Genomic DNA, 23,143 nt, shown 5'->3' on the forward strand with positions numbered 1-23,143 from the left:
GTTTCGAGATTTTAAGTCGGGAGGCTATAGCTTAGAAGGTTCTCAATTAGCACCGAAATACCTATCAAAGCTGATAATTGTTATAGCTATCGCCTATACAAGTGCCACAATGCAAGGTAAAAAAATTAAGGATATGGGAATCCAAAAATATGTCACAAGACCTGAAAAAAGATATAAAGGTCAACGCAGACACAGCAGTTTTTATGTGGGTCAACATCTCTATTATTGGCTCCAGCTACATCAAATGTTCCAAAAAAATATAGAAGAGCTAAGGCAAATTAGCCGCTATCGGTTGAAGGATTACATCAAAGGACAAAGAGCGATATCGCTTGCCCTATCTACCTTCTAGCTCGCTTGTCCCCCTCTCAGGCTTCCTCCCACTTTCCTGCTGCTAGTAAGTTATGAAGAAAATAGTAATTTTCTTTCGTTGTTGCCATGATATAGCGCACCTAAATGAAATGTAAAAACCCTCCGTTTGCCGTCTTGCTACACTTGACTTCTAGAGCCTACCCGTTCACAAATCAATTAGGCGCACTATATATGGACTCCTTATCTTTATATTTGTTCTGATCACTTACAATATCTCAGTTAAACGACAATTCAGAAGCGGGTGCGGCAGGACTCGAACCTGCGACTCGCTGCCTAGAAGTGCGATCGCCGATCTCGTAGGGTGCGTTAACATAGTGTAACGCACCCCTTTACTGACTCAAGCTGTTAAAATATGTCGGATGACTTAAAGATTGTGTTCAATTTATAACTCTACCCAATTCTCTAAACTTAATCCTTCAACCCTCAATAAATCACTGTCATTAGAAACAACAATTAAACTTTTAACTATAGCAGTAGCAGCAATTAAAATATCTTCTGTTTGTATGGGTAATCCTCTTAATCTAAGATGAGCATGAATTTCGGCTGCTTTTTCTAAAATAGCTAAATCATCTAATAAAATAATTTGATAATCCTGACAAAGTTGGTTAAATCTTTCTCTTTGTTTAGGTGCAGCAACTGCCAAAAATCCCCTCTTAATTTCAAAATAAGTAATGCAACTGATAAAGATACTTTTTCTTTGAGCTTTGACATCTTCAATTTTTTGATAAATTTCAAGATTACGCTTAATGATCAAAGAGACGATATTAGTATCTAACAAATAACTCATAATTATCTATTTACGCTTAATTGCTTCATCGAAAATAGCCATTTGTTCAGGAGTAAAATCGCCGCCAATTTTTGACAGGATTTCTGTGGACATAATAAAGCTACAATGCTCTTTCAATTCCGCCTCTGACATAGTGTTAAATTCATCAAAAGGTAAATTTTTTTCAAATAATTCAACCAAATGTTTCACTATTTCTGAATAATTAAGTTCCTCTTTAAAGAAAGGGCGGTCTTCCATTAAAATAGAAACAACTTGCTCAATTCTCTTAATCATTGATTTTTGTCTAACATCAGTTGATAACATATTTATGTCTCCAGTAAATTTTCAATAATATTTATCAACTGCCAATATATCAAGTTTCTCGTGGTTATGCAACATCGTGAGTTCGATCTCGAATAGATCCCTGTAACGGTGTCTTGGGTGGGATGTATCACCATTCTCATCGGATGGTGATTTCTGCGATGTCGAACCTGTTTGGGGTGAAGATGTCTTTATGGTTAAAAGACCGCAGGAGACGCACCTTGTCAGGCGAGGACATATTACACTATCATAAGATAGTAGTAACCTGAGCCGAAACCATGAAAACAATTAGTTTTAAAACCCATGTAGGAGAAGATGGAACATTACAAATATCTTTACCGCATGAACTTAAAAACACAGATTTAGAAGTTACCTTAGTTTATCAGCCAATATCTCTAAAAGAACAAGAAGAAAAAACTACATTTAGCCAATGGCAAGAAGGCTTTTTTGAAGAAGTAATTGGCGGTTGGGAAGGTGAATTATTAGTAAGAGAAAAACAGCCAGATTATGAGGAAAGAGCGATCGAGAATGATTAAGGACAAAAATCAGCAAACCTATAGAGACCCTAGTATTGTCGGTTATTATGCCCAATTAACCGCACTACAGCCGGCAGAAAAGACAATTTTAACCCTGCTGCAAGAGCGTTTATCAACGATGAAAATGCTTGATTTAGGGGTAGGTGCGGGACGGACTACGAACTATTTTGCCCCTCTTGTGGGAGAATATATCGGTGTTGATTATTCTGCGGAAATGATCGCCGCTTGTCGTCAAAAATTCCCCCATTTAGTCTGGCAAGTGGCCGATGCTAGAAATCTAGAACAATTTGCGGATAATTATTTTGATTTTATTCTCTTTAGTTTTAATGGCATTGATTATATTTCCCCTGCTGACCGTTTTCTAGTTTTAGAGGAAATTAGCCGCATCGGTAAAGCGGGCGGTTATTTTTGTTTTTCTAGTCATAATCTTCAGGGAATTATCCCAGAATTCGATTGGAAAAAAAAGATTAGTTTCAATCCTTTTAGTAGCTATGTCAATTTAGTCATCTGGGTGATTTTGCGGGTCTGTAATCCCTCTCTTAGCTACGAACAGTTATTGACTGCTGACTATGCAATTATTCGGGATGAACCCCATAATTTTCGTCTGCAAAATTATTACGCCACTCCCAAAGAACAATTAAGACAGTTAGGGTCTTACTTTCAAGAGATTAAAATTTATTCTTGGAAAACCGGTCAGGAAATTAACAGCGAACAAGAGTTAAATACTAATCTTGATCATTGGCTTTATTATCTCTGTGTTCTTCCCTAATAAGTAGCTAGACACAATTAATTATACATATCTAACTACCTCTTGCCTCTTGCCTCTTGCCTCTTGCCTATCCTAACCAAGAAGTTAATTTTGTCCCATTACTTATTATCCCGCTTTTTTGGGGGATATTGAAGTAATGCTTGGGCAAGATAATGACCAGTGTAGGATCTTTCACATTTAGCCACGGTTTCCGGTGTTCCCACCGCGATTAATTCTCCTCCCTTATCCCCTCCTTCCGGTCCCAAATCAATAATCCAATCGCTACAGCGAATCACGTCGAGATTATGTTCGATGACGATAATCGAATTACCTTTATCGACTAATCTTTGTAACACATCTAAGAGATGATGCACATCATAAAAAGATAAACCCGTAGTCGGTTCATCAATCAAATATAGGGTTTTTCCGGTGGCCCGTCGGGATAATTCGGCCGCTAATTTTACCCTTTGTGCTTCCCCACCGGATAAAGTGGGAGCGCTTTGGCCAAGTTTACAGTATCCTAAACCCACATCCACGAGAGTTTGTAATCTGGTGGTGGCCCGGGGGACATTTTCAAAGACTTTTAATGCTTCCTCGATCGTCATATCTAAGACATCGGCGATCGAATAACCTTTATACTTAACCTGTAGGGTTTCCCGATTATAACGCGCCCCTTTACACACATCACACTGCACATAGACATCGGGGAGAAAATTCATCTCGATGACGTTTACCCCTTGGCCTAAACAAGCTTCACAGCGTCCTCCCTTAACATTAAAAGAAAACTGCCCCGCTTTGTAACCCCTAGCTTTTGCTTCGATGGTTTCGGTGAAAATCTCGCGAATAATGTCAAAAACCCCCGTATAGGTGGCAGGATTAGACCGAGGGGTGCGTCCTATTGGTGATTGGTCAATGACAATTACTTTATCAACCGCGTCCAATCCTTCCACTTTATCTAATTCTTTGGGGAAGGGAGTTAAACGGGTTAAATGATGTTGTAAAGCTGGATATAATAACTCATTAATTAGGGTGGATTTGCCTGAACCAGATACTCCTGTAATCGAGACTAATTTTCCTAAAGGAATCGTTACATCAATATTTCTTAGGTTATTCTGATGGCAATTTTTTAAAACTAAAGCGTTACCATTTCCCACTCTTCTTTGGGGGGGAGTTTCAATAACTTTGCGTCCCGATAGGTAGGCTCCTGTTATCGATTTTTTGGACTTTAAAAGGGTTTTAAAACTGCCTTGACAGATGATTTCTCCGCCATGAATCCCCGCTTTCGGACCGATATCGACCACATAATCAGCTGCCCGAATCGTTTCTTCATCGTGTTCGACGACAATTAAAGTATTACCTAAATCTCGCAATCTTTGCAGGGTTTCTAACAGTTTACTATTATCTCTTTGGTGTAATCCGATGCTAGGTTCATCGAGAACGTATAATACTCCTGTTAATCCCGAACCGATTTGAGTGGCTAATCGAATTCGTTGGGATTCTCCCCCGGATAAAGTCATCGCCGGTCGATCGAGGGTAAGATAATCTAATCCCACATCGATTAAAAATTGTAGTCTCGCTTTGATTTCTTTGAGGGCTAATTCTCCAATTAATGCTTGTCTTGGGGTTAAATGACAATCATTAATTCTCTGCAAACAATCCCGAATGGTAACTCCGGTAAAATCCGTGACCGTATATTCTCCCAAACGTACCGATAAAGCTTCTGGTTTTAATCTTTTTCCGTGACAAACTTCACAGGTTTGGTTAACAATATATTTTTCTAGTCTTTGTTTAATAACTTCCGAGGTGGTTTCTTGATAATTTCTATCTAAGATATTGATAACTCCGGCAAATTCTCGATAGTAACCGCGACCAGTATCGTAACGGTAATCATCTTCAAAATAGATCGGTTCTTTACTCCCATAGAGAATGATATCTTGCTGGGTTTTTGTTAGTTTCCGCCAAGGAGTTTGAATTTCAAAACCTAAAGCTTGCCCTAAACCGTAGAGGAGAGAAAGATAGTAGGAATTATCTTTATCTGACCAGGGGGCAATAGCAGAATAAACCGGCTGTTTTGGGTCTGGAATGACTAAATCTGCCGAAAATTTCCGTAAACTGCCCAATCCGTGACAGTTGGGACAAGCACCATAGGGAGAATTAAAAGAGAATAAACGGGGGGATAATTCCTCCATAACTGCCCCGTGTTCGGGACAGGCAAATTTCTCGGAAAAGACAATTTCTTTGGTAACTTCGGGATTATTTTCGTTATTCTCATCGAGAATTTCCACAATCGCTACACCGTCGGAGTGCTTTAAACAAGTGGTTAAAGAATCCACTAATCTTTCCTGTAAACCCTCTTTTTTGATCAGGCGATCTATAACAATTTCGATATCATGAAGATGTTTTTTATCTAACTCGATGCCCTCGGATAATTCTACTACCTTGCCGTCAATCCGCACCCGGGCAAAGCCTTGGGAGGCCAAACTAGAGATTAATTGCTTATGGGTGCCTTTTTTGCCGCGAATTACTGGAGCTAAGATTTGAAATCGGGTTTTATCGGCTAATTCCATCACTCGATCGCACATTTGATCGATGGTTTGGGGGGCAATATTGCGATCGCAATGGGGACAATGGGGTTCACCGGCACGACCGAACAATAAACGCAAGTAATCGTAAATTTCCGTTACAGTTCCCACACTAGAACGGGGATTGTGGGAAGTGGATTTTTGGTCAATGGAAATAGCCGGACTTAAACCCTCGATCGCATCCACATCGGGTTTATCCAATTGTCCCAAAAATTGACGCGCGTAGGCGCTGAGGGATTCCACATAGCGGCGCTGTCCCTCGGCAAAAATAGTGTCGAAAGCGAGGGAAGATTTGCCCGATCCCGAAACTCCCGTAAAAACAATCAACTGATTGCGGGGTAATTCGAGATCAACATTTTTGAGATTGTGTTGTCGGGCGCCACGAATACGGATTGAGTCAGTTTGAGCCATCGGACGGTGCCAAGTAGTCCTAAACAATCATAGCCTTGACGAATGGGTTTCAGCTACTAAAAAACCAGTCTTCTATCATATCAGAAGATTATCGGGGTTAAACCGCTCTTTCGAGAAACTCGCGCAGATCTCGATCGGCCCCAGGACCACAGCTAGGACTCGCTTCTTCTTCTAAATGGGCTAAAACTGGGCAATTAATCCGATAATCTGGTTCTTTTGACCGTTCTAGGCGCAATTCGTACACTTGTTTTTCCAGTTGTTCAATACGGTCCACCAAAGCGCGAATAGCCACCGCTTCCGAGTCGAGTAAATCACCGTGTTCGAGGGGTTCCACCCGCGTCCCAGCGCGATAGATTAAACGACCGGGTACACCAACAACGGTACAATCGGCGGGAATATCCCGCAGAACCACAGAACCAGCGCCGACGCGAACGTTATTACCCAGATAAATATTACCTAAAACCTTAGCCCCAGCGCCGACGACCACATTTTCCCCTAGAGTCGGGTGACGTTTACCGCTTTCTTTCCCCGTCCCTCCTAAAGTAACTCCTTGATAGATGAGGGCATAATCACCGACAATGGCGGTTTCTCCGATGACCACTCCCATGCCATGGTCGATAAAAACACCCTGACCAATTTGGGCGCCGGGGTGAATTTCAATACCAGTCAGAAAACGGGCAAGATGGGAAATTAAACGGGGAATAAAGGGAATCCCGATGTGATATAGCCAATGGGCGAAGCGATGGCACAGTAAAGCCTGTAATCCAGGATAACAAAATAGTACCTCTAACCAGTTGCGGGCAGCGGGGTCACGTTCAAAAATGATCTTGAAATCGGCTAGGAGAATAGATAACACGAGTCTTGATTCCATATTGATCGAGCTTATACTAATCCATGTTATCACTCCGGTAAATGAGCCGTTCAACTAAAAAGCGATCGAATAACCCGTTTTCTTAGTTCGCTTGTACTGCCCTTGTCCAAATTTTGAAGATATTCTTAATTTCTCTCTTGTTTAATCTTCCTTCTTTAACTTGGGACTGAAAAAAGGGGTTAACAGCGTTGCCATCAAAAATGGTATCGTGGCCATGGAAGCTAGTCAGATTACCAATAAGGGCAGTGTGGTTTTTTTCAATACTAATGGTGTCTTTGAGAGTCAGGTGACTGTGGGCACTTTACCAGATATGTTAACCTTCACTCCTGACGGTAATCGGGTTTTGGTCGCTAATGAAGGGGAAGCGAAAGGAGGGATCAATCCCAATAGTTCCGTTAGTATTATTGACCTTAGCATCAGTGTTCTCAATGCCACGGTCAACACTGCCACCTTTACCGGTTTTAATGGTCAAGAGAACACTTTAAGAAGTCAGGGAGTTCGTATTTTCCCCGGTCAAACGGTTTCCCAAGATGTGGAACCAGAATACATCACCGTTTCCGACAATGGAACCACTGCATGGGTGTCTCTACAGGAAAATAATATCGTCCCTATACTTTTGTGGGAATAGAAAGGGCTGGCGGTTTCATGGTTTATGATATCACCAACCCTAGTCATCCTTTCTTTGTAGATTATATCAACGATTGGCAATTAGGCGCTATCTCTCCCGAAGGATTATTATTTATTCCCGCTGCCGATAGTCCCAATGGTACTCCCCTGTTAATTGTGGCCAATGAAGTGAGTCGTAATCTGGCGATTTATTCCGTTGAACCCGTACCCGAACCTAGCGCAGTTTTAGGATTGCTAACCATCGGATTAGCTGGTTATAGTTTGAAAAAAAGAGGGTATTGCTAATTAGGGTTTGCGGCAAAAAGTTTTTCGTGGGGGGTGGGGTGTGGGCTTCAGCGGTGAGCCTGTCGAACCGCCGGGGTCAATTAGCTAATTTTCAGGGAAAAAGTACCTTAATTTTCCCCCCGATCACTCCCAGATCTGATATACTTTTTGAGAAAAAAAGTCTAAAAGTCTTAGCCAAAAAGGTGTTTAGATATATTCAGCCAGCCCTAGATAGAAAGCCATTTAAGTAATTTTCTATGGAGAGTTAAATTATGTCGTCAACTGCCTACGAAACTGATTATAATCAATGGCTAAAAGAGACGGTAAAACATTTACAAGAGCGCAATTTTGAGCAAGTGGATTGGGATAATTTAATTGAAGAAATCGAGAGTATGGGGAAAAGTGATAGACGAGCTTTAATGAGTCTGTTAACCCGTCTTATCGAACATCTTTTAAAGCTGGCTTATTGGCAAGAAGAAAAAAAACGGTCAGGTAATCATTGGGCGGCAGCAATAGTCAATTTTCGCGCCCAAATTCAGCAGCGTTTAGAAGATAGTCCCAGCTTACGGCCAGAATTAGCAGCCATGTATGATAAAGTTTATCCAGTGGCGATTAAATCGGTTTCTCAGCTTTTTTCCCTTAATTCAGACGCTCATATATCCCTCGAACAAACATTAGATGATAATTGGTTTCCCCCAGCGGAAAAATAGTTCTTAATTAGGGTCTGCTGAAAAAGTTTTTCCTGGGGGCAGGGTGTGGGGTGTGGGGTGTGGGGTGTGGGGTTTTACCGGTTTTGAGGGGGCCAATTACCTAATTTTCAGGGAAAAAGTCCAGGAATTTTCCCCCTGATCACTCCCATGCCCGGTACTTTTTGATTGACAAAAAGTCTAAAAGTCTTACCCAACAAGGTTTTTAGATTTATTCAGCAAACCCTAAGTAGGGTCTGCTGAAAAAGTTTATTGGTGGGGTTAGGAGTCAGGAGTCAGGAGAGTTAGCGAGATGTGTAATTAATTTTACTTAGGTACTTAACTAAGATTTCTACTACAAAAATCTGCCTAAATCGAATTCCGTTGTGGCAGTAATTTCTCGAAAACGTTCCTGACTGATAATTAACAATAATCTTTCAGTATAATCCACCGCACCGCGCAATTCTCGTTCTAATCTTGCTAAACCAGCGTTGGCATATTCCTCGAAAATTGTCACTCGCAAAGCTTCCGAATCTACCCCGTGGGGAGAAAGAATTTTTGTGTCTTGCAATTCATTGACTGCCAATAATTTGATTAGGGTATCGTAGCCACGAGAAATAAAAATTTCTAGGTTAATAGGTGAGGGTTCCTTCGCTACATTTTCTATCGCCAGCCTCTCTTGATATCTTACCCCTAAAGCCGCCGCAAAAGCGATGACATCAGCATAGGTCTGAAAAGGACCAATTCCCTGATTAAAATTAACTAAGGACTGGACAAATTCCCCTTTATCTCTAGCAATACGCACTCGATGAATGGACATATTTACCAAGTAAAAAGTAAAAAGTTAAAAGTTAAAAAGTTTACACAATTCAGAAGATAGAAATCAGGAGTATTGATGAACTAATTGATCCATTTTAAGGATAAGTTTTAATTAGTCCTTTAGCTTGGTAAACATGAAATTGTTCGATGGCGACACCACCGCGCTTGATCGGAATGACAGCTACTTTAGTTATATCTTGGAAATAGGGACGGTAGCGATCGATTATTTCTGGTCTTTCTAGAGAACTATTTGTAGTAATTAATAAACCATTTTTACCGATCCATTCTTGAGGATTAAACCAAATTTGATAACCCCTTTGATCGTTGTTAAAACAGGTGACGGGAATAGGAACTAGGGGATAAAGAGCCATATCTAGCCATGCTGTCACATAAAAATTATGGGTAAAAACGAAGCTAGAATCTTTTAAGAGCGCTAATAATTCGGGCGAATTAGCAAAGCCTTGGCGCAGTTGATCGATATCGACAATTTCCCGAGAAGGGTCCTGTTCTGGGGCAATAATTCCCCCAAAAATTGCGTATTGACTAGGTTTTTGGAAAGTGCCAAAAGTAACGTGAAGCATTGCTATAGATAAAACAGTAACGATAAAAATTCCCGATCCCCATAACCATCTTTTTACCCAGATTCGAGAAGATTGCTGCCAAGTATTGGCCTTTTCTCCTAATAAAATTGTGCAGGACCAGAACCCGGGTAAAATCCAACTAGGGGCGAGATAATGGGAAGCACCCACATAAAGCATTCCCAGGATTAAAGGCAGAGAAACCGAGAGAATTAACCATTTTTTTAGTGATTCTTCATCTCGCTGAAAAAATCTTTTTTTCGAGAGAAAGTTAGGAATTTGTTCAGCAAAGCTTTTAAATGTCACCCACCACATCGGCAGACCAAAAGGAGGAAACATCGTGGCGATACTAATGCCAATAACCGAGAGAATACCAAGAATATTAAAGGTTTTGGGTTCTCCAGAAAAACGGTCTTCTAAATGAAAGCGAAAGGAAATCCAATCATGGTTAATATTCCAGTAGATAATCGGCAATAAAGTTATCAAAAAAAGAATAAATCCTAATCCCAACCAAGGGGATCTAAATACAGGCCAATAGCGGGGAGTGGTCAGACAAAATAAAACTAAACCAAAGCCCAAAATAAAGCCGTGATATTTACTTAAAACCGCCAATCCTACGGCAAGTCCAATATAAGCGAGACGATAGCTAGGATGATAGTTTTTTTCCCGAATTGGCCAGAATTCTTGGGCAGCTAAATAGACTGTTAATGACCAAAAAAAGATTAAAGGACTATCTGGCTGCGAGAGAATCCCGAAGACAATCCCATAGATGGGGATGAGAGTGGCGATCGCTAAAGTCATTCTGGCGACCGGCAGACTGAACAATTTTAAAGCTGTCAGATATAGCAAGCAGAGGCTGCCAGTATAGAAAAGGAGAGTCCCGAAGCGAATGGTAAATTGATTGACTAATCCCGTGATCCAAGTCCCAAAACCCGTGGAAATCGCTACTATTGGCGGATGATCGAAATAACTCCAATCCAGATTATGGCTGTAAACGTAATAATAGGCCTCATCGTACCCCGGATAAAGCCCCAGGGCGATGATGATTCTAAACAGGAGTCCACCGATGAGCAGATAAACGGCAATGCGATCGCTAAGTATTTTGGTCAAAATTCTTACCTCATTTCATCGCTAAAACTGATGTTAGAGACGGGAGATTTTTGGGGTTGCCAGATTCGAGATTTGTGCATCTATGGCAAGGTTAGATTTAAATGTGATCTTTAGTTACTATATCACCAACTCTGTCATCTCTTAGCCCTTGGCTATCGGCAAACTCTCCCTAGGCGTTGCTGATTGGGGATATGAACGAGGATTAAGGGAAAGGGGAACTTAGATAAAACTGATGTTAATTAAATAACTTTTGCCCCTATCAAAGCAATAATAATCAGGGCGATAGATTGCGGAATTAATAATCTTAAGTAGGTAGGTGTTAAAAGTTGTCAGGTACCCCCCTTATCAAGGGTTGATTCATAGTAGGTTGATTTATGAATCAACCTACAAAGCACGACGTTTTGAAAAACTTTCAGATATTTATTCCGATGAGAGAATGAAACGATCCTAGTAGTATCGGGGGAAGCGCCCAGAATCTGAGATGCTTCCCCTATGTTGACTAATTTTTTGCCTTGACAAAACCTAGTTAAAAACGCCAACCTAGCTAGGTTGGACGAGATTATTTAAGCCATAAACCACTTTAGCGGTGATAATCTTGTCCTTATCGGTAAGTTCTTCTAACACCTCTTTTCCCTCGACTAAATAGCCGAAAACCGAATAACGACCATCCATGAGATTAAACCCCGGAGGAGTTAATTCATTATCGAATTTAAAGAAAAAGAATTGCGAGGAACCTCCGTTAGGATTGGTATCCGGACGCGCTAGGGCCAAGGCACCAAAAGCGTTAAAAGGCAAGGCGAGACTGGGTAAGTAAATCCCTAATTCTTCGAGAGTATTGCCATAAACCGGCTCTTCTTCCCCTTTAATCAAAATTTCTAAGGGAATAGAGCGATATTGCTTAGTTTTCGGGTCAATAAATCCCTCTTCTGCACCGACGGGATCCCCGGTTTGGACAACGAAATTATCTTCGCTGCGAATGAAGGGTAAACCGTCATAAAAACCCCGTTGGACTAAATCCAGAAAGTTACCCCCATTAATCGGAGCGCTGTAACCATCCACAACGATGGTTAAATCTCCTTTGGTGGTCTGCATCTCTACGGTGGCACGTCCTCGCAATTGCGGCAAGTTAGCGTATTCCGGGGGAACGTTAAAGGGAAAACCCACCACCATTAATTCTTCTAAAGCGGTGATATTATTGAGCAATTCTCGTCTGGTTGACCAAACTGCCTCTTTATCCTTCGCTTCTACGGCCGTATCCAGGGCTGCCACTCCCGTTTTCAGTTTTTCGATTAATTCCTCCCCTTGGCTTTTACTTGCTTCGGGAACACTATCTAAGATAGCCTTGCTTTTGGTAGAAAGGGCATAATTGGCATCCTTGACATCTTTTTTAATCGGACTCCAACGTTTGGCCCGCAGATGTTTGGCAATATCTTCGATCGATTGTTGCACTTGACGAATTGGTTTATTATCTATGGGTAAGGCATTGCGTAAAATAGCAGTGGGATCCGTTACCGCGTCACCCTGAGCAAGCACAGCTAAAGCAGGAGTAGTCCCCTTAACCGTGAACAGACTTAAGATTAAAAGTAGTGCCAAGGCAATACTAGCACCGCTTTTTAAGAAAAATTTGCCCCATTCGCGTAATCTTGTCTTTATTTTCATATTTTGGTCGGTTCCTCAATGGCCATACCTATCCAAAATACTTGTAGGCTTTTAGGGGAACCCTTGTCAATAGCTGAGAAAACCGATCGAAGCCATTATCAGTTATCAGTTATCAGTTATCAGTTATCAGTTCACCCATTACTGTTTACTGAAAAAAGGCTCCCCACCTCCCCACCTCCCCACCTCCCCACCTCCCCAATTCATAATTTATAATTTATAATTCCCACTCCCTTTTTTTACCTTTTATGACTATAATTGTCGATTATCGCTTTCCTCCCGCTATTAATGCCGAAAAACAGGCAAAAACGATCGCTATCGGTCAAACCGCCGGCACTTGGAGCGAGCGCCACAGTCATCGTCAAAAGCAGCTGCAACAACACCTAGCGGAAGTGGTGGGGATCAGGGAGGAAGCAGACGGTTATAAGGTGGCTAGGGTGCGTTTTCCCCAGATAAACGTTGAAAATGACATCGCCAGTCTTTTAACCATGATTTTCGGCAAATATTCCATGGCTGGAGCAGGAAAAGTGGTGGGGGTGTATCTCCCCGAAAGCTACGGCACAAAAGCCAAGTTAGGAATCACCGGAATTAGGCAACGTTTGGGGGTTTATGATCGACCTCTAGTTATGGCAATTTTTAAACCCGCTTTAGGACTATCGGCCCAAGATCACGCCGATATCCTGCGAGAAGTGGCTTTTGCTGGCTTAGACGTGATTAAAGATGATGAAATCATGGCGGATCTTCCCGTGGCTCCCACCCACGAGCGCCTAGATTGTTGTCGTCGGGTTTTGGAGGAAGTGCGGCAGCAAACCGGTAGAAATGTTCTCTATGCGGTCAATGTCACTGGAAAAGCGGACGAATTGCAGAGAAAAGCCCGTTTATTGGTGAAACATGGGGCCAATGCCCTGTTATTAAACGTTCTTACCTACGGTTTTTCCGTTTTAGAAGCTTTAGCCAGTGATCCGGCGATCGATGTTCCCATTTTCGCCCATCCTGCCTTTGCTGGAGCGATGTGTGCCGGTAGCGATACGGGATTAGCCTATTCTGTGGTTTTGGGGACGATGATGGCCCACGCAGGAGCCGATGCGGTGCTATATCCCGCCGCTTACGGTAGTTTACCCTTCGATCCCCAGGAGGAGGGCAAAATTCGCGATATTTTGCGTGATAGAAACGTTTTTCCGGTTCCATCGGCCGGTATTCGTCCCGGTATTGTTCCCCAGGTCCTTGGGGATTACGGACGTAATGTTATCCTCAATGCGGGAACCGGAATTATGGACCACCCATCGGGACCAGCCAGTGGTGTGAGGGCTTTTTTTGAAGCTTTAGCCAGAATAGAAGCGGGTGAGTCTTTTGATCCCGCCAATTTGCCCGAAGGAGCCTTAAAACAGGCAATTCTACAGTGGGGTTAAGCTAGATTCTTTCAAGTGCACTATACAAGTATTTTGTCAAGCATTTTTAGAAAATTTAACAAATAACTTGCCGTTTTAGATAGGGTTGCAGCACTTCTGGCACTTTTACCGTCCCGTCTGCCTGTTGATAATTTTCTAGGACAGCGGCCATAGTACGACCGATCGCTAATCCCGAACCGTTGAGGGTGTGGACAAAATTAGTGCCTTTTTGCCCTTTTTCTTTAAAGCGAATATTTGCCCGTCGTGCCTGGAAGTCTCTAAAATTAGAACAACTGGAAATTTCCCGATAGGTATTAGCCGAAGGTAGCCACACTTCTAAGTCATAACATTTGGCTGCCGAAAAACCCAAGTCACCGCTACACAATTCAATCACCCGATAGGGCAACTGTAAAGCTTGCAGGATTGCCTCTGCATTAGCGACTAAACTTTCATGTTCCTGAGCAGAAGCGTCAGGATGGACGATTTTGACCATTTCCACCTTATTAAATTGATGCAAACGGATCAAGCCCCTCGTATCCTTGCCATAGCTGCCCGCTTCTCGACGAAAACAAGGGGTATAGGCACAGTGTTTTATCGGTAATTGCTCCGATGAGAGGATTTCATCGCGATAAAGGTTAGTTACGGGTACTTCTGCCGTTGGTGCTAACCAAAGCTCATCATCTCGACATTTAAAGCTTTCTTCCGCAAATTTCGGCAGTTGTCCCGTCCCGCGCAGGGAGTCACTATTAATCAGAATTGGCGGTAAAACTTCTGTATAACCGGCGACAATATGGCGATCGAGCATAAAATTAATTAAAGCTCTTTCTAGGGCTGCCCCGAGGGCGATAAGATTAACAAAACGACTCTGGGCGATTTTTACTGCCCGTTCAAAGTCTAAAATGCCCAATTTTTCCCCAATTTCCCAGTGAGGCAAAATATTCGGGTTGGTGGGTTTATATTCTTCTCCCCAGCGTCTGACTTCGACATTTTCCCGTTCATCCTTACCGATGGGAGTGGTTTCACTAGGTAAATTGGGTAAATCTAAGATTTTTTGGTCAATGGCCGCTTTAATCTCTTTTTCCTGCGGTTCTAATTGAGCTAGTTTACTTTTAATCTCGTTTCCTTCTGTTTTCATTGCCAAGATTTCGGGACTGTTGACATCGCTGCCACTTTTCACTTTTTGTCCTACCAGTTTACCGATTTCGTTACCCCGGGCCTGTAAACTGCTGCGTTCTAACTCTAAAGCCTTCTGTTGTTGATTTAACTGGAGAATAGGGGCAATATCATAACTACCTCCCCGACTATCTAAGCGTTTCTGTACTTCCTCTGGATTTTCTCTAATTTGCTTTAGGTCTAACATGGTACGAGTCAGTAAAAAGTAAAAATTAAGTGGGGGAGTCGGAGAATCGGCAGCCCGAGGGGAAATGTTGTCAATCCCTAACCAATGCTCAATAATAACTCAAAACTTAACTAAAATATCGGTTAAAAGCCGCCGGTAAAATTAGCGGTATATTTAATTGTGGTGTCTGGAGTAAGTCTCATGCTCAAATATCTGCCTGTTAAATTCCTGCGTTTTTTAGCGATTAGCTGTCTTGTCACGTTAATTTCTCTAGGATTTGACCGTTTACACCCCGTTAAAGCTAATCCCACCCTCATAGCTCAAAATGCTTGGGCCGGGGCCTCCTTCCCCGTGGAAAACTTTCAAACCTACACCTCCGGTTTCGGTTATCGTTTCTCTCCCATGGATGGCAGTCAACAATTTCATGCCGGGTTAGATCTGGCCGCACCCTTGGGCAGTTATATTCGCAATTGGTGGACCGGCAGAATCGTCGAATTATCGGATAATACAGGCTGTGGCACCATGATTAAGATGCAATCCGGTCAATGGACACATATTTATTGTCATCTCATGGGTTCGGTTCAATCCGATAGCCGCGGTACTTTTTTGATTGATAGGTCAGGGGGAATCGTCCTTACTCTCGGTCAGGATATACCGGCAGGGGCCCGCATGGCTAGAGTGGGAATGACAGGACGCACCACCGGACCACACCTGCACTGGGGACTGATGTACGGCAATCAATACGTTGACCCCGCTTTGGTTTTAAATGCTATGTACGGTTCTAATCCTTCGGGTAATAGTTAAGAGGAAGTCCCGATGCAACAAGTTACAGCGTCAAGCATGAAAGTAGTACCCACTTCCCACTTCCCACTTCCCACTTTCAAGTCAGTCCCGATGAAAAAATTTTCACCCCCACAGATGAAAGAGCTTTCCTTCCCTACACCCCACACCCTACACCCTACACCCCACACCCTACACCCTCTTTCAAGTCAGGGGGAATTAGAGAATCTGCGATCGCATTCTGTTGAGAAAAAACATCGCTGCCCAGATTTAGTGAATAACGAGGGACACTGCTAAAATTAAGCTGATCGATTCAGGTATATCCAGATAAAATGCGAATATTAACCCTTGTACCGGGAGGAATTAGCAATCAACTGCTGTTTTTTCCCACTCTAGAAACCCTCCGGCAAACTTACCCCCAAGGTACCATCGATGTTTTGGTCGAACCTAAGGCAAAGGCTGCCTATCGTCTCTGTCCCCAGGTTAGGGAAGTGCTTTTATTTGACTATCGAGATCAGTACGGATTAGCGGATTATTTAAATATTTTGGGAGTAATTCGGGACCGGGAGTACGAAATCGCCATTAGTCTCACCAATCGTCCTGCTATCAATCTTTTACTCTGGTTAAATGGTGTTCCCAACCGTATAGGCTATGAAAATAATGGCAGCTGGTTCTTATCGCAACAAGTACCCCAGCCAACGGAAGGCTATCTAGCGGATAATTATCACGCACTGGTCAAAGGGTTAAAGATTGCCGCACCCTGTCCACCTTTAAAACTAACCTTGAATCGCGATGATATCGATTGGGCCCAAATGGAGCAGCAACGCCTCAATATCAAGGATAGCGGCTATATTCTCCTCTACGCTGGCGGTAGCGATCTGAGCATCAGCCAAGGACTGGAAACGCTTTATCCCCTGAAGAGTTGGCTAGAAATTATCCAAGGCATTCGCCATCAACAACCGGATTTACCAATTGTCGCGATCCAGGGAGAATTGGATGAAGCTTGGGTTTTAGCCCTCAAAGCCATGGATAATAACTTAAAAGTGTCGAGAACGGGCGATATCGGTAAAATGGCGGCTATGATCGCCGGTGCTAATTTATTATTAGCTACCGAAAGTGTCCCTTTACAGTTAGCCGTGGCCGTGGGAACCTATACCCTCTCTCTGCTGGTTCCTTCGTTGTCTAAGAGAGTTTTACCGAGTGGGGGAGAGCTACATCGATATATTGAGGCTAATACGGGAAAAGTCGCCGATATTACCCCCGAAACTGTCCTGAAAAAGATTTGGGGCCAGTAAAAAATCGGGTTTTGATCGCTTTTCTCTGGGATCGAAACCCGAAAAAAAATCAGCATCAAAGCTCAATTTTGCGATTGAGATAACTGACTTTTCAAGGATTCTAGGGAGGCCCAACGACCATCGATGGCAGTCTTTTCTGGAAGGAGAAAATCGGGGGGTTGACAATTAGCTCCGCAGAGTTGACGGGGAGGTAAAGTTAGACATAACTGCTCGTATAACCACATTTGCGGGTCAAAATCCCCGTTAGGATCGAGGGTTTCCGAGAGGTCTTCGTAGGCTATTTCTCGCTCTAGAGGATAGGAGCTATCGTAGTCTTTATTTTTGTCTAGCCAGATTAATTCGGAAGTGTTTAATTGCAGACGATGATTATATTGTTGTAAACAGCGATCGCAGGTTAAGGTGACGATGGTTTCTGCTTTCACCGATACTTCCAAAAAATTCCCCCCATGTCTAACCAGCAAGGTCCCCCGCACCGGTGTCAAGGTTTCTAGACCGGGGATAAAATTATCGATGATGATGACTCTTTGTCGATCAGGAGATTTGAGGAGGTGGGGGATAAAAATAGTTTCCATAGATAACTCCTGTATCATTTATCGGTTATCGGGTGTCAACTGCGTTAGCGAGTAACGCCACCATAATTGCTCGGTGACAATCTTTCCTTTATTAGCTTATCGCAGCCCCGACCTCTAGAGACATAGACCGGTTCTAGACTGTGGGGTGTGGGGTGTATTTTCAGTGAACAGTGAACAGTAATCAGTGAACTGAAAACTCACATCTGATAACTGATAACTGATCACTGATCACTGATAACTGTATTTGACAGGCTGTCTGTTGATCGATCGAGAAAGTTTCCTCAGAATTGGGAGTATATGCACAAAGATACTCCTATGTCAACGGTTTTGAAAAATTTTCTTCCTCGCCTCGGTGGATTGGTTATGGTTGCACTGCTCTGCTCGCTTGTGCTGGGGGGATTGCCTCGGCAGGGAAAAGCAGCTCAATCAGTACATTTATCCTACTGGTTGCGATCGGGAATTGAACAACTAGAGGCGGGTAATTATCAGCAAGCTTTGCAGGATTTCAATCAGTCCCTCGAACGGGAAAATAACTTGGCCCTAGCCTACAGTAATCGCTGTTTAACTCAGATTTATTTGCAGGATTATCTCCACGCTTGGCAAGACTGCACCCGCTCTTTACAACAGCAATCCGATAATTATCTAGCCTATTTCCATCGGGGTTTAGCTTTTTATCGTTTGGGAGATTATCCACAGGCGCTGACCGATTATAACCAGACTATCCGGCTAAAACCCACCTATTATCAAGCCTACTATAATCGGGGTTTAGTTCAGTCGGCTATGAAAAATTATCCCCTTGCCCTAGCCGATTTTAATCAATCCTTGCGTCAAATTACTAACTGGCAACCCGACACTTTAGCCACTATTTATAATGATCGAGGTTTATCTCATTTAGCCCTCCACAATTTTACCTCAGCCAAAGCGGATTTTAATCAAGCTCTCCGGTTAAATAAAAATAACGCCTCAGCCTACTATAATCTAGCTTGTACCGCTCACCAATTAGGTGAATACGACCGATCAATAGCCCATTTAAATCGAGCGATTGCCATTGATCCTTTTTATGCCGATGCTTATATTAGAAGGGGATTACTGCGGCATCAATTGGGTTATTATCAATCAGCTTTAGCGGATTTAAATCAAGGAGCAAATCACCTCTATCATCAAGGATTGCACCACAATTATCAGCAAATCCTCGCCCTAATCGAGCAGATCCACCAACAGTTACTTTCCCTACCATCTCCCATTGTTTAGAATAGCGATCAATATTACAAAGGAAAGCGCTTCATGGCTGTGACGGCGAGACGGGCATTATCTTTAAGGACTTGGGAAACCCGGGGAATTTGGGGAATTTGCCAGAGAACATCGACGGTGCGCCGTAATAATCGCACTAGATCTCCCTCATCGAGACTGGTATTTTCGCACAATTCCGGCCAGGATGTCCCTTGGGCCCAACGGGAGGCAATCCCCATCAGTTGGGTTTCTAACCAGACGGGAATAGTGATATCGTAGCGAGATTGAGCTTGATAGAGTAAACGGCGAACTTCTCGCAAACCGGGGGAATTTCCCTCTCCTTGTCGCAAAATATCGATAACTTCTGGCACAGGCGGGTAATTGCACCAAGTATCGGGGCGAGGGGGTTCCGTAATCATAGCGCTGATGGCGGCGGCTAGTTGGCTAGGAGTCAATCTGTCCAAATCTCCGGACATCATCGCTAATCCTAACCAGAGTTCATTTTCCCCGCGAATAGTGGCCGCCGCTTCTCCGAGGGGAGTGGGCAAATAACCCTCTAAAGCTTGGAATTCTCGCAAAATCTCGATTAGATTCAGAAATTCTTCCCAGTAGTAGGATTTACGCGATTGTTGTTTTTGGTATTTAATCTGGGTCTTGTGTAACTTATCGCGAGCAATCTCTCGATCGTAGTATAATTTCATCAATCGCCCTGGATTTTTGCGTTTTTGCAGGGGATGAGCGGCAATTTGACTATTGACAATTTCAATTTTTTGTGATTGTGTTGCCAGTTCCGCCACTGGTGGGATGCCCTGCACTTGTTGGGGGATTAAATCGGCGATCGCCTGAGTATTTTCCTCACCCTTGCGCCAACCCCCTAGGGAAACAGCTTCTAGGGAAGGGGGTATCAGTTCGCCTAATGCCGCAGGAGTGAGAAAACCTCGATCGATCTCGCTAATATCGGCATAGGCGGCTAAATACCAGCGATTATCACTGCCTAAACAAACAAGAGTTCGCACTTGACCGGCTCCGTGCAGGGTATTGACAAAGATAGCGGGGACGGGGACGGGAACCTTAATATGTTTGCCCTTGAGATGGAGGATAGTTCCGACGGGAATATTCGGCAATTTTAGATGTATTTCCTGTCTTTTCTGTGCCTCTGCCTGACTAGCGAGGATTTTATACAGTCTTTCTTCTTCCCGCAGTCTTTCCCGTAGCTTTTCGTAACTAAAGACCTGCTCCCGCTCGATACCAGCTAATTCCATATCCAACTTAGCTAATTCGGTGGTTAAGGCGGTAATCTGTTGTCGTTCGGGGCTTAACTTCAAACGAGCGAGATATTCGGCGAAACTGCGCTCTAAGAGGTCTTTGGTCTCCTCTAGACTGTGTTTTTGCAGGAGATTTAAGACCATGCCGTAACTGGGCGCAAAACAGCTTTGCAGGGGTTCCGGTTGAGCGATGGCCAGAAAAGCCGCTTCTTTTGCCCCTTCAAAGGGCGTTTGTACTGTCACCACATGGCCTACCGCGTCCATTCCCCGGCGACCGGCCCGGCCGGCAATCTGGACAAATTCCGAGGGAGTCAGCATACTGTGGCCATCATCGGTGCGTTTGGAGAGGGCCGAGATAACGGTGGTACGAGCGGGCATATTAATCCCGGCTGAGAGGGTAGCGGTGGCAAAAACCACCTTAATTAAACCGGCTTCAAAGAGTTGTTCAACTAACTCTTTCCAGAGGGGTAAAATCCCGGCATGGTGAACACCACAGCCCCGGGTGAGGGGTTCCACTTGGTCGGCCCGCACCAATTGGGAAGCACTAGCCAGGAATTCAAACAGTTGGTTTTTCGTCTCGGGGTCGGCGGTTAAGAGGCTGAGGAGTTGATCTTCAGACTGGGGGTTATTAGCGAAAAAAGCCAGTAATTTCTGGTGTAAAGGCGGATTTTCGACGGCAAAGAAGGAAAGGGCGAGTTCTTGCAGATTGGGATTATCTTCCAGAAAGAAAATGAGTAAACGGTAGTAAATGGCTCTAGATTCTTCTTGATTAACGAGATTGAGGTTTTTTAGCTCTCGAATCGCCTGATCGCAACCTTTACGGCTGAAAATGACGTAAATGGCTGGGAGCATATCCTTGTCCCGCAGCGTGGTGACAATCGAGGCGATGGTGGGACAATCTTCTCGTTTTAAGCGTCGGGGTTTGCCGTGGCCGACTTTTGAGTGTAGTTTCGGGTTAACTTTGCTCTGTTTTGGGTCGAGCAGCGGGAATAATCCCTCTTTATTGGCGAAATAAAAGCGCAGGGGGACGGGGCGAAAATCGGAGTTAATTAGCTCGCAGCTGGAGGTCTGTTTATTGTCGCTGGGTTGACGCAGTTGCCGCACCCAGTTAATCCAGTCGGTGAGTTCCCCGGGGTTGCCGATGGTGGCGGAGAGGGCTACTAATTGGATACTAGGGGGACAGTAGATAATTGATTCTTCCCAAACGGTGCCGCGACCTCGATCGCTGATATAGTGACATTCATCGAGAACTAGGGTTTCCACGTTTTCTAGGGAAGTGCCTACCTCACCGATTGGGGTTTGATAGAGCATATTGCGAAAAATTTCTGTAGTCATGACTACAATTAACGCGGAGGGATTAATCACCACATCGCCGGTAATCAATCCCACTTCCGCAAAGAGCAGCGGGGAATCCTCATCGCCATCGGTGGGGGTACGACCGAATTTTTCTTGAAAATCCCGGAATTTTTGGTTAGAAAGAGCTTTCAGGGGAGTGGTGTAGAAAACCCGTTTGCCCCTTTCTAGGGCGCGATAGATGGCGTATTCTCCGATTAAGGTTTTGCCGGAACCGGTGGGAGCACAGACAACCACTGATTTACCGGCAGCGAGAGCAGCGATCGCCGAGTGCTGGAAGTCGTCGAGTTTAAAGGGAAAAATGGTTTTGAGATCCAAAGAAGTAGGGTTGAGGGACTCTTTCACGTCAAGTCTAAGAGGAGAAATTTTTTTAATTGCGGCTATTCTGGCTGGCTTTTTTTATTCTAGTCGAAAAAAGCAGACTTCTAGAAACTAGAGGCGGATTGACCTTTACAATGGTTATAATGAATGACTTTTTTTCTATCACCACTAGCTCGCCATGGCATTAAAGCACCTGCCCAGATTGGGTAACAAATCATTGCCCCTGTTGGTTATATCAATTATTTTAGGCTATTTGGGCAATTATTTTTACCTGCATTTATTTTTGAGACTAGATTTTCTTTTTGGCAGTAGTTTTGCTTTGATCTCGGTTTCGCAACATTTAGCCCTAAAGATAATAATCTAGAGGCGGTGATCGAGCGGGCTGATCATGCCATGTTCGCCGCTAAAAATCAAGGTAGAAATCGAGTTAGTTTAGGTAAAACAGTATGAAAAATTTGTTATTTATTCTTGGTTTTTTGCTCTTAGGTGTAGCCCCAAGTTTTAGTGCCGATCTCGATACAATTATACGCCGGGGAAAATTAATTGTCGCTGTCAAAAATAATCTCCCTCCCCTCGCTTTCCTTGATTCTCAGGGGAATCTGCAAGGATTGGAAATCGACATCGCTAAACGTCTAGCGTCAGAAATTCTCGGTTCTGACAGTGCTATTATTCTCAAACCCGTTAGTAATCAAGAACGTTTACAGGTGGTTATTGATGATCGGGTGGATTTGGCGATCGCTCGGGTGGCGATTACTCCTGCACGTCAGCGCTTAGTGGATTTTAGCCCCTTTTATTACCTCGATAGCAGCGGTTTTGTGACGAAAAACCCGCAATTGCAGCGTTTAGAAGACTTAGCTAACTCTAGAATCGCCGTACTCAACGGATCGACGACAATCGCCCTTGTGCGTTCCAATTTGCCTAACGCTATCCTGCGCGGGGTTGCTTCCTATCAAGAAGCTTTAAATTTACTGGAAACCGGGGAAATAGACGCTTTTGCGGCTGATAATAGCCTTTTAACTGGTTGGGTGCAGCAATTCCCCAATTATCGTCAATTACCGATCGAGTTAGGGGCGATCGCTCTGGGAGTCGTTCTCCCTAAAGGTTTACAGTACCAAAGTCTCCGAGAACGCGTCAATCAAGCGATCGAGCGGCTAGAATCCACCGGCTGGTTAGCAGAACGGGTGAACTATTGGGGCTTACCCCTGAGAATTCGGGAAATGGGGAGATAGGGTGATGGGGTGTGGGGTGTGGGGAGA

21 protein-coding genes and 1 pseudogene are annotated in these 23,143 nt (G+C 43.7%); 12 read left to right on the forward strand and 10 right to left on the reverse strand.

Annotated elements, in window-relative coordinates:
- Positions 1 to 349, forward strand: a pseudogene (locus tag PN470_RS04250) (IS4 family transposase); the annotation flags it as partial.
- Between the two features lie 402 nt (positions 350 to 751).
- On the opposite strand, the gene PN470_RS04255 reads toward PN470_RS04250, so the two are convergent.
- Together PN470_RS04255 and PN470_RS04260 are read right to left on the reverse strand one after the other, a co-directional pair.
- The gene (locus PN470_RS04255; protein ID WP_016515662.1) at positions 752 to 1,156 is read right to left on the reverse strand and encodes a type II toxin-antitoxin system VapC family toxin; all 405 of its coding nucleotides are present in this window, start codon (positions 1,154 to 1,156) and stop codon (positions 752 to 754) included.
- 6 nt (positions 1,157 to 1,162) lie between these two features.
- Positions 1,163 to 1,459, reverse strand: coding sequence for a hypothetical protein (locus PN470_RS04260; protein WP_002754297.1), 297 nt, complete (start codon positions 1,457 to 1,459; stop codon positions 1,163 to 1,165).
- 275 nt (positions 1,460 to 1,734) lie between these two features.
- Here PN470_RS04260 and PN470_RS04265 point away from each other — a divergent pair, with 275 nt between their 5' ends.
- Together PN470_RS04265 and PN470_RS04270 are read left to right on the forward strand one after the other, a co-directional pair.
- Positions 1,735 to 1,992, forward strand: coding sequence for a hypothetical protein (locus PN470_RS04265; RefSeq protein ID WP_271936414.1), 258 nt, complete (start codon positions 1,735 to 1,737; stop codon positions 1,990 to 1,992).
- Positions 1,985 to 2,761 (forward strand): class I SAM-dependent methyltransferase, encoded by a 777-nt coding sequence (locus PN470_RS04270; protein ID WP_271936416.1) that lies wholly within the window; start codon positions 1,985 to 1,987, stop codon positions 2,759 to 2,761. Before PN470_RS04265 ends, PN470_RS04270 begins: the two co-directional genes overlap by 8 nt.
- A 98-nt stretch (positions 2,762 to 2,859) precedes the next feature.
- Here the strand turns inward: PN470_RS04270 and uvrA are convergent, their stop codons facing one another.
- Together uvrA and cysE are read right to left on the reverse strand one after the other, a co-directional pair.
- Complete coding sequence (gene uvrA / locus PN470_RS04275; protein WP_271936418.1) at positions 2,860 to 5,733, reverse strand: excinuclease ABC subunit UvrA; 2,874 nt, start codon at positions 5,731 to 5,733, stop codon at positions 2,860 to 2,862.
- A 97-nt stretch (positions 5,734 to 5,830) separates the two neighbouring features.
- On the reverse strand, positions 5,831 to 6,604 hold the full coding sequence (gene cysE, locus PN470_RS04280; RefSeq protein ID WP_130758063.1) for a serine O-acetyltransferase: 774 nt from the start codon (positions 6,602 to 6,604) through the stop codon (positions 5,831 to 5,833).
- A 160-nt stretch (positions 6,605 to 6,764) separates the two neighbouring features.
- Between cysE and PN470_RS04285 the strand changes: the two genes are divergently transcribed.
- The 3 genes from PN470_RS04285 to PN470_RS04295 all read left to right on the forward strand — a co-directional run bounded on the left by PN470_RS04285 (position 6,765) and on the right by PN470_RS04295 (position 8,205).
- Positions 6,765 to 7,232: a choice-of-anchor I domain-containing protein gene (locus PN470_RS04285; protein ID WP_002737532.1), complete on the forward strand. Its 468-nt coding sequence runs from the start codon at positions 6,765 to 6,767 to the stop codon at positions 7,230 to 7,232.
- A 17-nt stretch (positions 7,233 to 7,249) separates the two neighbouring features.
- Positions 7,250 to 7,516 carry a choice-of-anchor I domain-containing protein gene (locus PN470_RS04290; protein WP_002776097.1) on the forward strand — a complete coding sequence of 89 codons (267 nt, stop codon included), beginning with the start codon at positions 7,250 to 7,252 and terminating at the stop codon, positions 7,514 to 7,516.
- A 251-nt stretch (positions 7,517 to 7,767) separates the two neighbouring features.
- A complete protein-coding gene (locus PN470_RS04295; RefSeq protein WP_002736768.1) occupies positions 7,768 to 8,205 on the forward strand; it encodes a DUF29 domain-containing protein in 438 nt (145 codons plus the stop codon).
- Positions 8,206 to 8,536: 331 nt separating this feature from the next.
- On the opposite strand, the gene PN470_RS04300 is transcribed toward PN470_RS04295, so the two are convergent.
- The 3 genes from PN470_RS04300 to PN470_RS04310 all read right to left on the reverse strand — a co-directional run bounded on the left by PN470_RS04300 (position 8,537) and on the right by PN470_RS04310 (position 12,347).
- Positions 8,537 to 9,001, reverse strand: a complete 465-nt coding sequence (locus PN470_RS04300) for a DNA phosphorothioation-associated protein 4 (protein WP_002755569.1) — start codon at positions 8,999 to 9,001, stop codon at positions 8,537 to 8,539.
- Positions 9,002 to 9,095: 94 nt separating this feature from the next.
- Positions 9,096 to 10,688, reverse strand: coding sequence for an ArnT family glycosyltransferase (locus tag PN470_RS04305; protein WP_002755571.1), 1,593 nt, complete (start codon positions 10,686 to 10,688; stop codon positions 9,096 to 9,098).
- Positions 10,689 to 11,228: 540 nt separating this feature from the next.
- The gene (locus PN470_RS04310) at positions 11,229 to 12,347 is read right to left on the reverse strand and encodes a peptidylprolyl isomerase (RefSeq protein ID WP_002735469.1); all 1,119 of its coding nucleotides are present in this window, start codon (positions 12,345 to 12,347) and stop codon (positions 11,229 to 11,231) included.
- A 245-nt stretch (positions 12,348 to 12,592) separates the two neighbouring features.
- On the opposite strand from PN470_RS04310, the gene PN470_RS04315 reads away from it, so the two are divergent.
- Positions 12,593 to 13,753, forward strand: coding sequence for a 2,3-diketo-5-methylthiopentyl-1-phosphate enolase (locus tag PN470_RS04315; RefSeq protein ID WP_016515776.1), 1,161 nt, complete (start codon positions 12,593 to 12,595; stop codon positions 13,751 to 13,753).
- Positions 13,754 to 13,808: 55 nt separating this feature from the next.
- Here the strand turns inward: PN470_RS04315 and serS are convergent, their stop codons facing one another.
- Positions 13,809 to 15,092, reverse strand: coding sequence for a serine--tRNA ligase (gene serS, locus PN470_RS04320; protein WP_002792682.1), 1,284 nt, complete (start codon positions 15,090 to 15,092; stop codon positions 13,809 to 13,811).
- Positions 15,093 to 15,272: 180 nt separating this feature from the next.
- Between serS and PN470_RS04325 the strand changes: the two genes are divergently transcribed.
- Both PN470_RS04325 and PN470_RS04330 read left to right on the forward strand, forming a co-directional pair.
- Positions 15,273 to 15,875 (forward strand): M23 family metallopeptidase, encoded by a 603-nt coding sequence (locus PN470_RS04325; RefSeq protein WP_103112146.1) that lies wholly within the window; start codon positions 15,273 to 15,275, stop codon positions 15,873 to 15,875.
- A gap of 308 nt (positions 15,876 to 16,183) precedes the next feature.
- Positions 16,184 to 17,146 (forward strand): glycosyltransferase family 9 protein, encoded by a 963-nt coding sequence (locus PN470_RS04330; protein WP_103112147.1) that lies wholly within the window; start codon positions 16,184 to 16,186, stop codon positions 17,144 to 17,146.
- 62 nt (positions 17,147 to 17,208) lie between these two features.
- Here the strand turns inward: PN470_RS04330 and PN470_RS04335 are convergent, their stop codons facing one another.
- Positions 17,209 to 17,718, reverse strand: a complete 510-nt coding sequence (locus tag PN470_RS04335; protein WP_002737400.1) for a YceD family protein — start codon at positions 17,716 to 17,718, stop codon at positions 17,209 to 17,211.
- Between the two features lie 297 nt (positions 17,719 to 18,015).
- Between PN470_RS04335 and PN470_RS04340 the strand changes: the two genes are divergently transcribed.
- Positions 18,016 to 18,969, forward strand: a complete 954-nt coding sequence (locus PN470_RS04340) for a tetratricopeptide repeat protein (RefSeq protein ID WP_272103808.1) — start codon at positions 18,016 to 18,018, stop codon at positions 18,967 to 18,969.
- A gap of 14 nt (positions 18,970 to 18,983) precedes the next feature.
- Here PN470_RS04340 and PN470_RS04345 read toward each other — a convergent pair whose 3' ends face one another.
- Complete coding sequence (locus PN470_RS04345) at positions 18,984 to 21,911, reverse strand: DEAD/DEAH box helicase (RefSeq protein ID WP_271936438.1); 2,928 nt, start codon at positions 21,909 to 21,911, stop codon at positions 18,984 to 18,986.
- Positions 21,912 to 22,256: 345 nt separating this feature from the next.
- Between PN470_RS04345 and PN470_RS04350 the strand changes: the two genes are divergently transcribed.
- Both PN470_RS04350 and PN470_RS04355 read left to right on the forward strand, forming a co-directional pair.
- Positions 22,257 to 22,337 carry a hypothetical protein gene (locus PN470_RS04350; protein ID WP_223210873.1) on the forward strand — a complete coding sequence of 27 codons (81 nt, stop codon included), beginning with the start codon at positions 22,257 to 22,259 and terminating at the stop codon, positions 22,335 to 22,337.
- The gene (locus PN470_RS04355; protein ID WP_272103810.1) at positions 22,334 to 23,116 is read left to right on the forward strand and encodes a transporter substrate-binding domain-containing protein; all 783 of its coding nucleotides are present in this window, start codon (positions 22,334 to 22,336) and stop codon (positions 23,114 to 23,116) included. Before PN470_RS04350 ends, PN470_RS04355 begins: the two co-directional genes overlap by 4 nt.
- Positions 23,117 to 23,143: the final 27 nt, after the last annotated feature.

Source organism: Microcystis sp. CS-574, from assembly GCF_028329095.1.
GTDB classification, from domain to species: Bacteria; Cyanobacteriota; Cyanobacteriia; order Cyanobacteriales; family Microcystaceae; genus Microcystis; species Microcystis ichthyoblabe_A.

What these genes read in the sequence shown, in the direction of transcription:
- PN470_RS04295 (WP_002736768.1), top strand. Translation starts at nt 7,768, where the DNA reads ATGTCGTCAACTGCCTACGAAACTGATTATAATCAATGGCTAAAAGAG.
- PN470_RS04310 (WP_002735469.1), bottom strand. Translation starts at nt 12,347, where the DNA reads ATGAAAATAAAGACAAGATTACGCGAATGGGGCAAATTTTTCTTAAAA.
- PN470_RS04260 (WP_002754297.1), bottom strand. Translation starts at nt 1,459, where the DNA reads ATGTTATCAACTGATGTTAGACAAAAATCAATGATTAAGAGAATTGAG.
- PN470_RS04255 (WP_016515662.1), bottom strand. Translation starts at nt 1,156, where the DNA reads ATGAGTTATTTGTTAGATACTAATATCGTCTCTTTGATCATTAAGCGT.
- PN470_RS04340 (WP_272103808.1), top strand. Translation starts at nt 18,016, where the DNA reads ATGCACAAAGATACTCCTATGTCAACGGTTTTGAAAAATTTTCTTCCT.
- PN470_RS04355 (WP_272103810.1), top strand. Translation starts at nt 22,334, where the DNA reads ATGAAAAATTTGTTATTTATTCTTGGTTTTTTGCTCTTAGGTGTAGCC.
- PN470_RS04315 (WP_016515776.1), top strand. Translation starts at nt 12,593, where the DNA reads ATGACTATAATTGTCGATTATCGCTTTCCTCCCGCTATTAATGCCGAA.
- PN470_RS04325 (WP_103112146.1), top strand. Translation starts at nt 15,273, where the DNA reads ATGCTCAAATATCTGCCTGTTAAATTCCTGCGTTTTTTAGCGATTAGC.
- PN470_RS04330 (WP_103112147.1), top strand. Translation starts at nt 16,184, where the DNA reads ATGCGAATATTAACCCTTGTACCGGGAGGAATTAGCAATCAACTGCTG.
- PN470_RS04335 (WP_002737400.1), bottom strand. Translation starts at nt 17,718, where the DNA reads ATGGAAACTATTTTTATCCCCCACCTCCTCAAATCTCCTGATCGACAA.
- PN470_RS04270 (WP_271936416.1), top strand. Translation starts at nt 1,985, where the DNA reads ATGATTAAGGACAAAAATCAGCAAACCTATAGAGACCCTAGTATTGTC.
- uvrA (WP_271936418.1), bottom strand. Translation starts at nt 5,733, where the DNA reads ATGGCTCAAACTGACTCAATCCGTATTCGTGGCGCCCGACAACACAAT.
- serS (WP_002792682.1), bottom strand. Translation starts at nt 15,092, where the DNA reads ATGTTAGACCTAAAGCAAATTAGAGAAAATCCAGAGGAAGTACAGAAA.
- PN470_RS04265 (WP_271936414.1), top strand. Translation starts at nt 1,735, where the DNA reads ATGAAAACAATTAGTTTTAAAACCCATGTAGGAGAAGATGGAACATTA.
- PN470_RS04300 (WP_002755569.1), bottom strand. Translation starts at nt 9,001, where the DNA reads ATGTCCATTCATCGAGTGCGTATTGCTAGAGATAAAGGGGAATTTGTC.
- cysE (WP_130758063.1), bottom strand. Translation starts at nt 6,604, where the DNA reads ATGGAATCAAGACTCGTGTTATCTATTCTCCTAGCCGATTTCAAGATC.
- PN470_RS04290 (WP_002776097.1), top strand. Translation starts at nt 7,250, where the DNA reads ATGGTTTATGATATCACCAACCCTAGTCATCCTTTCTTTGTAGATTAT.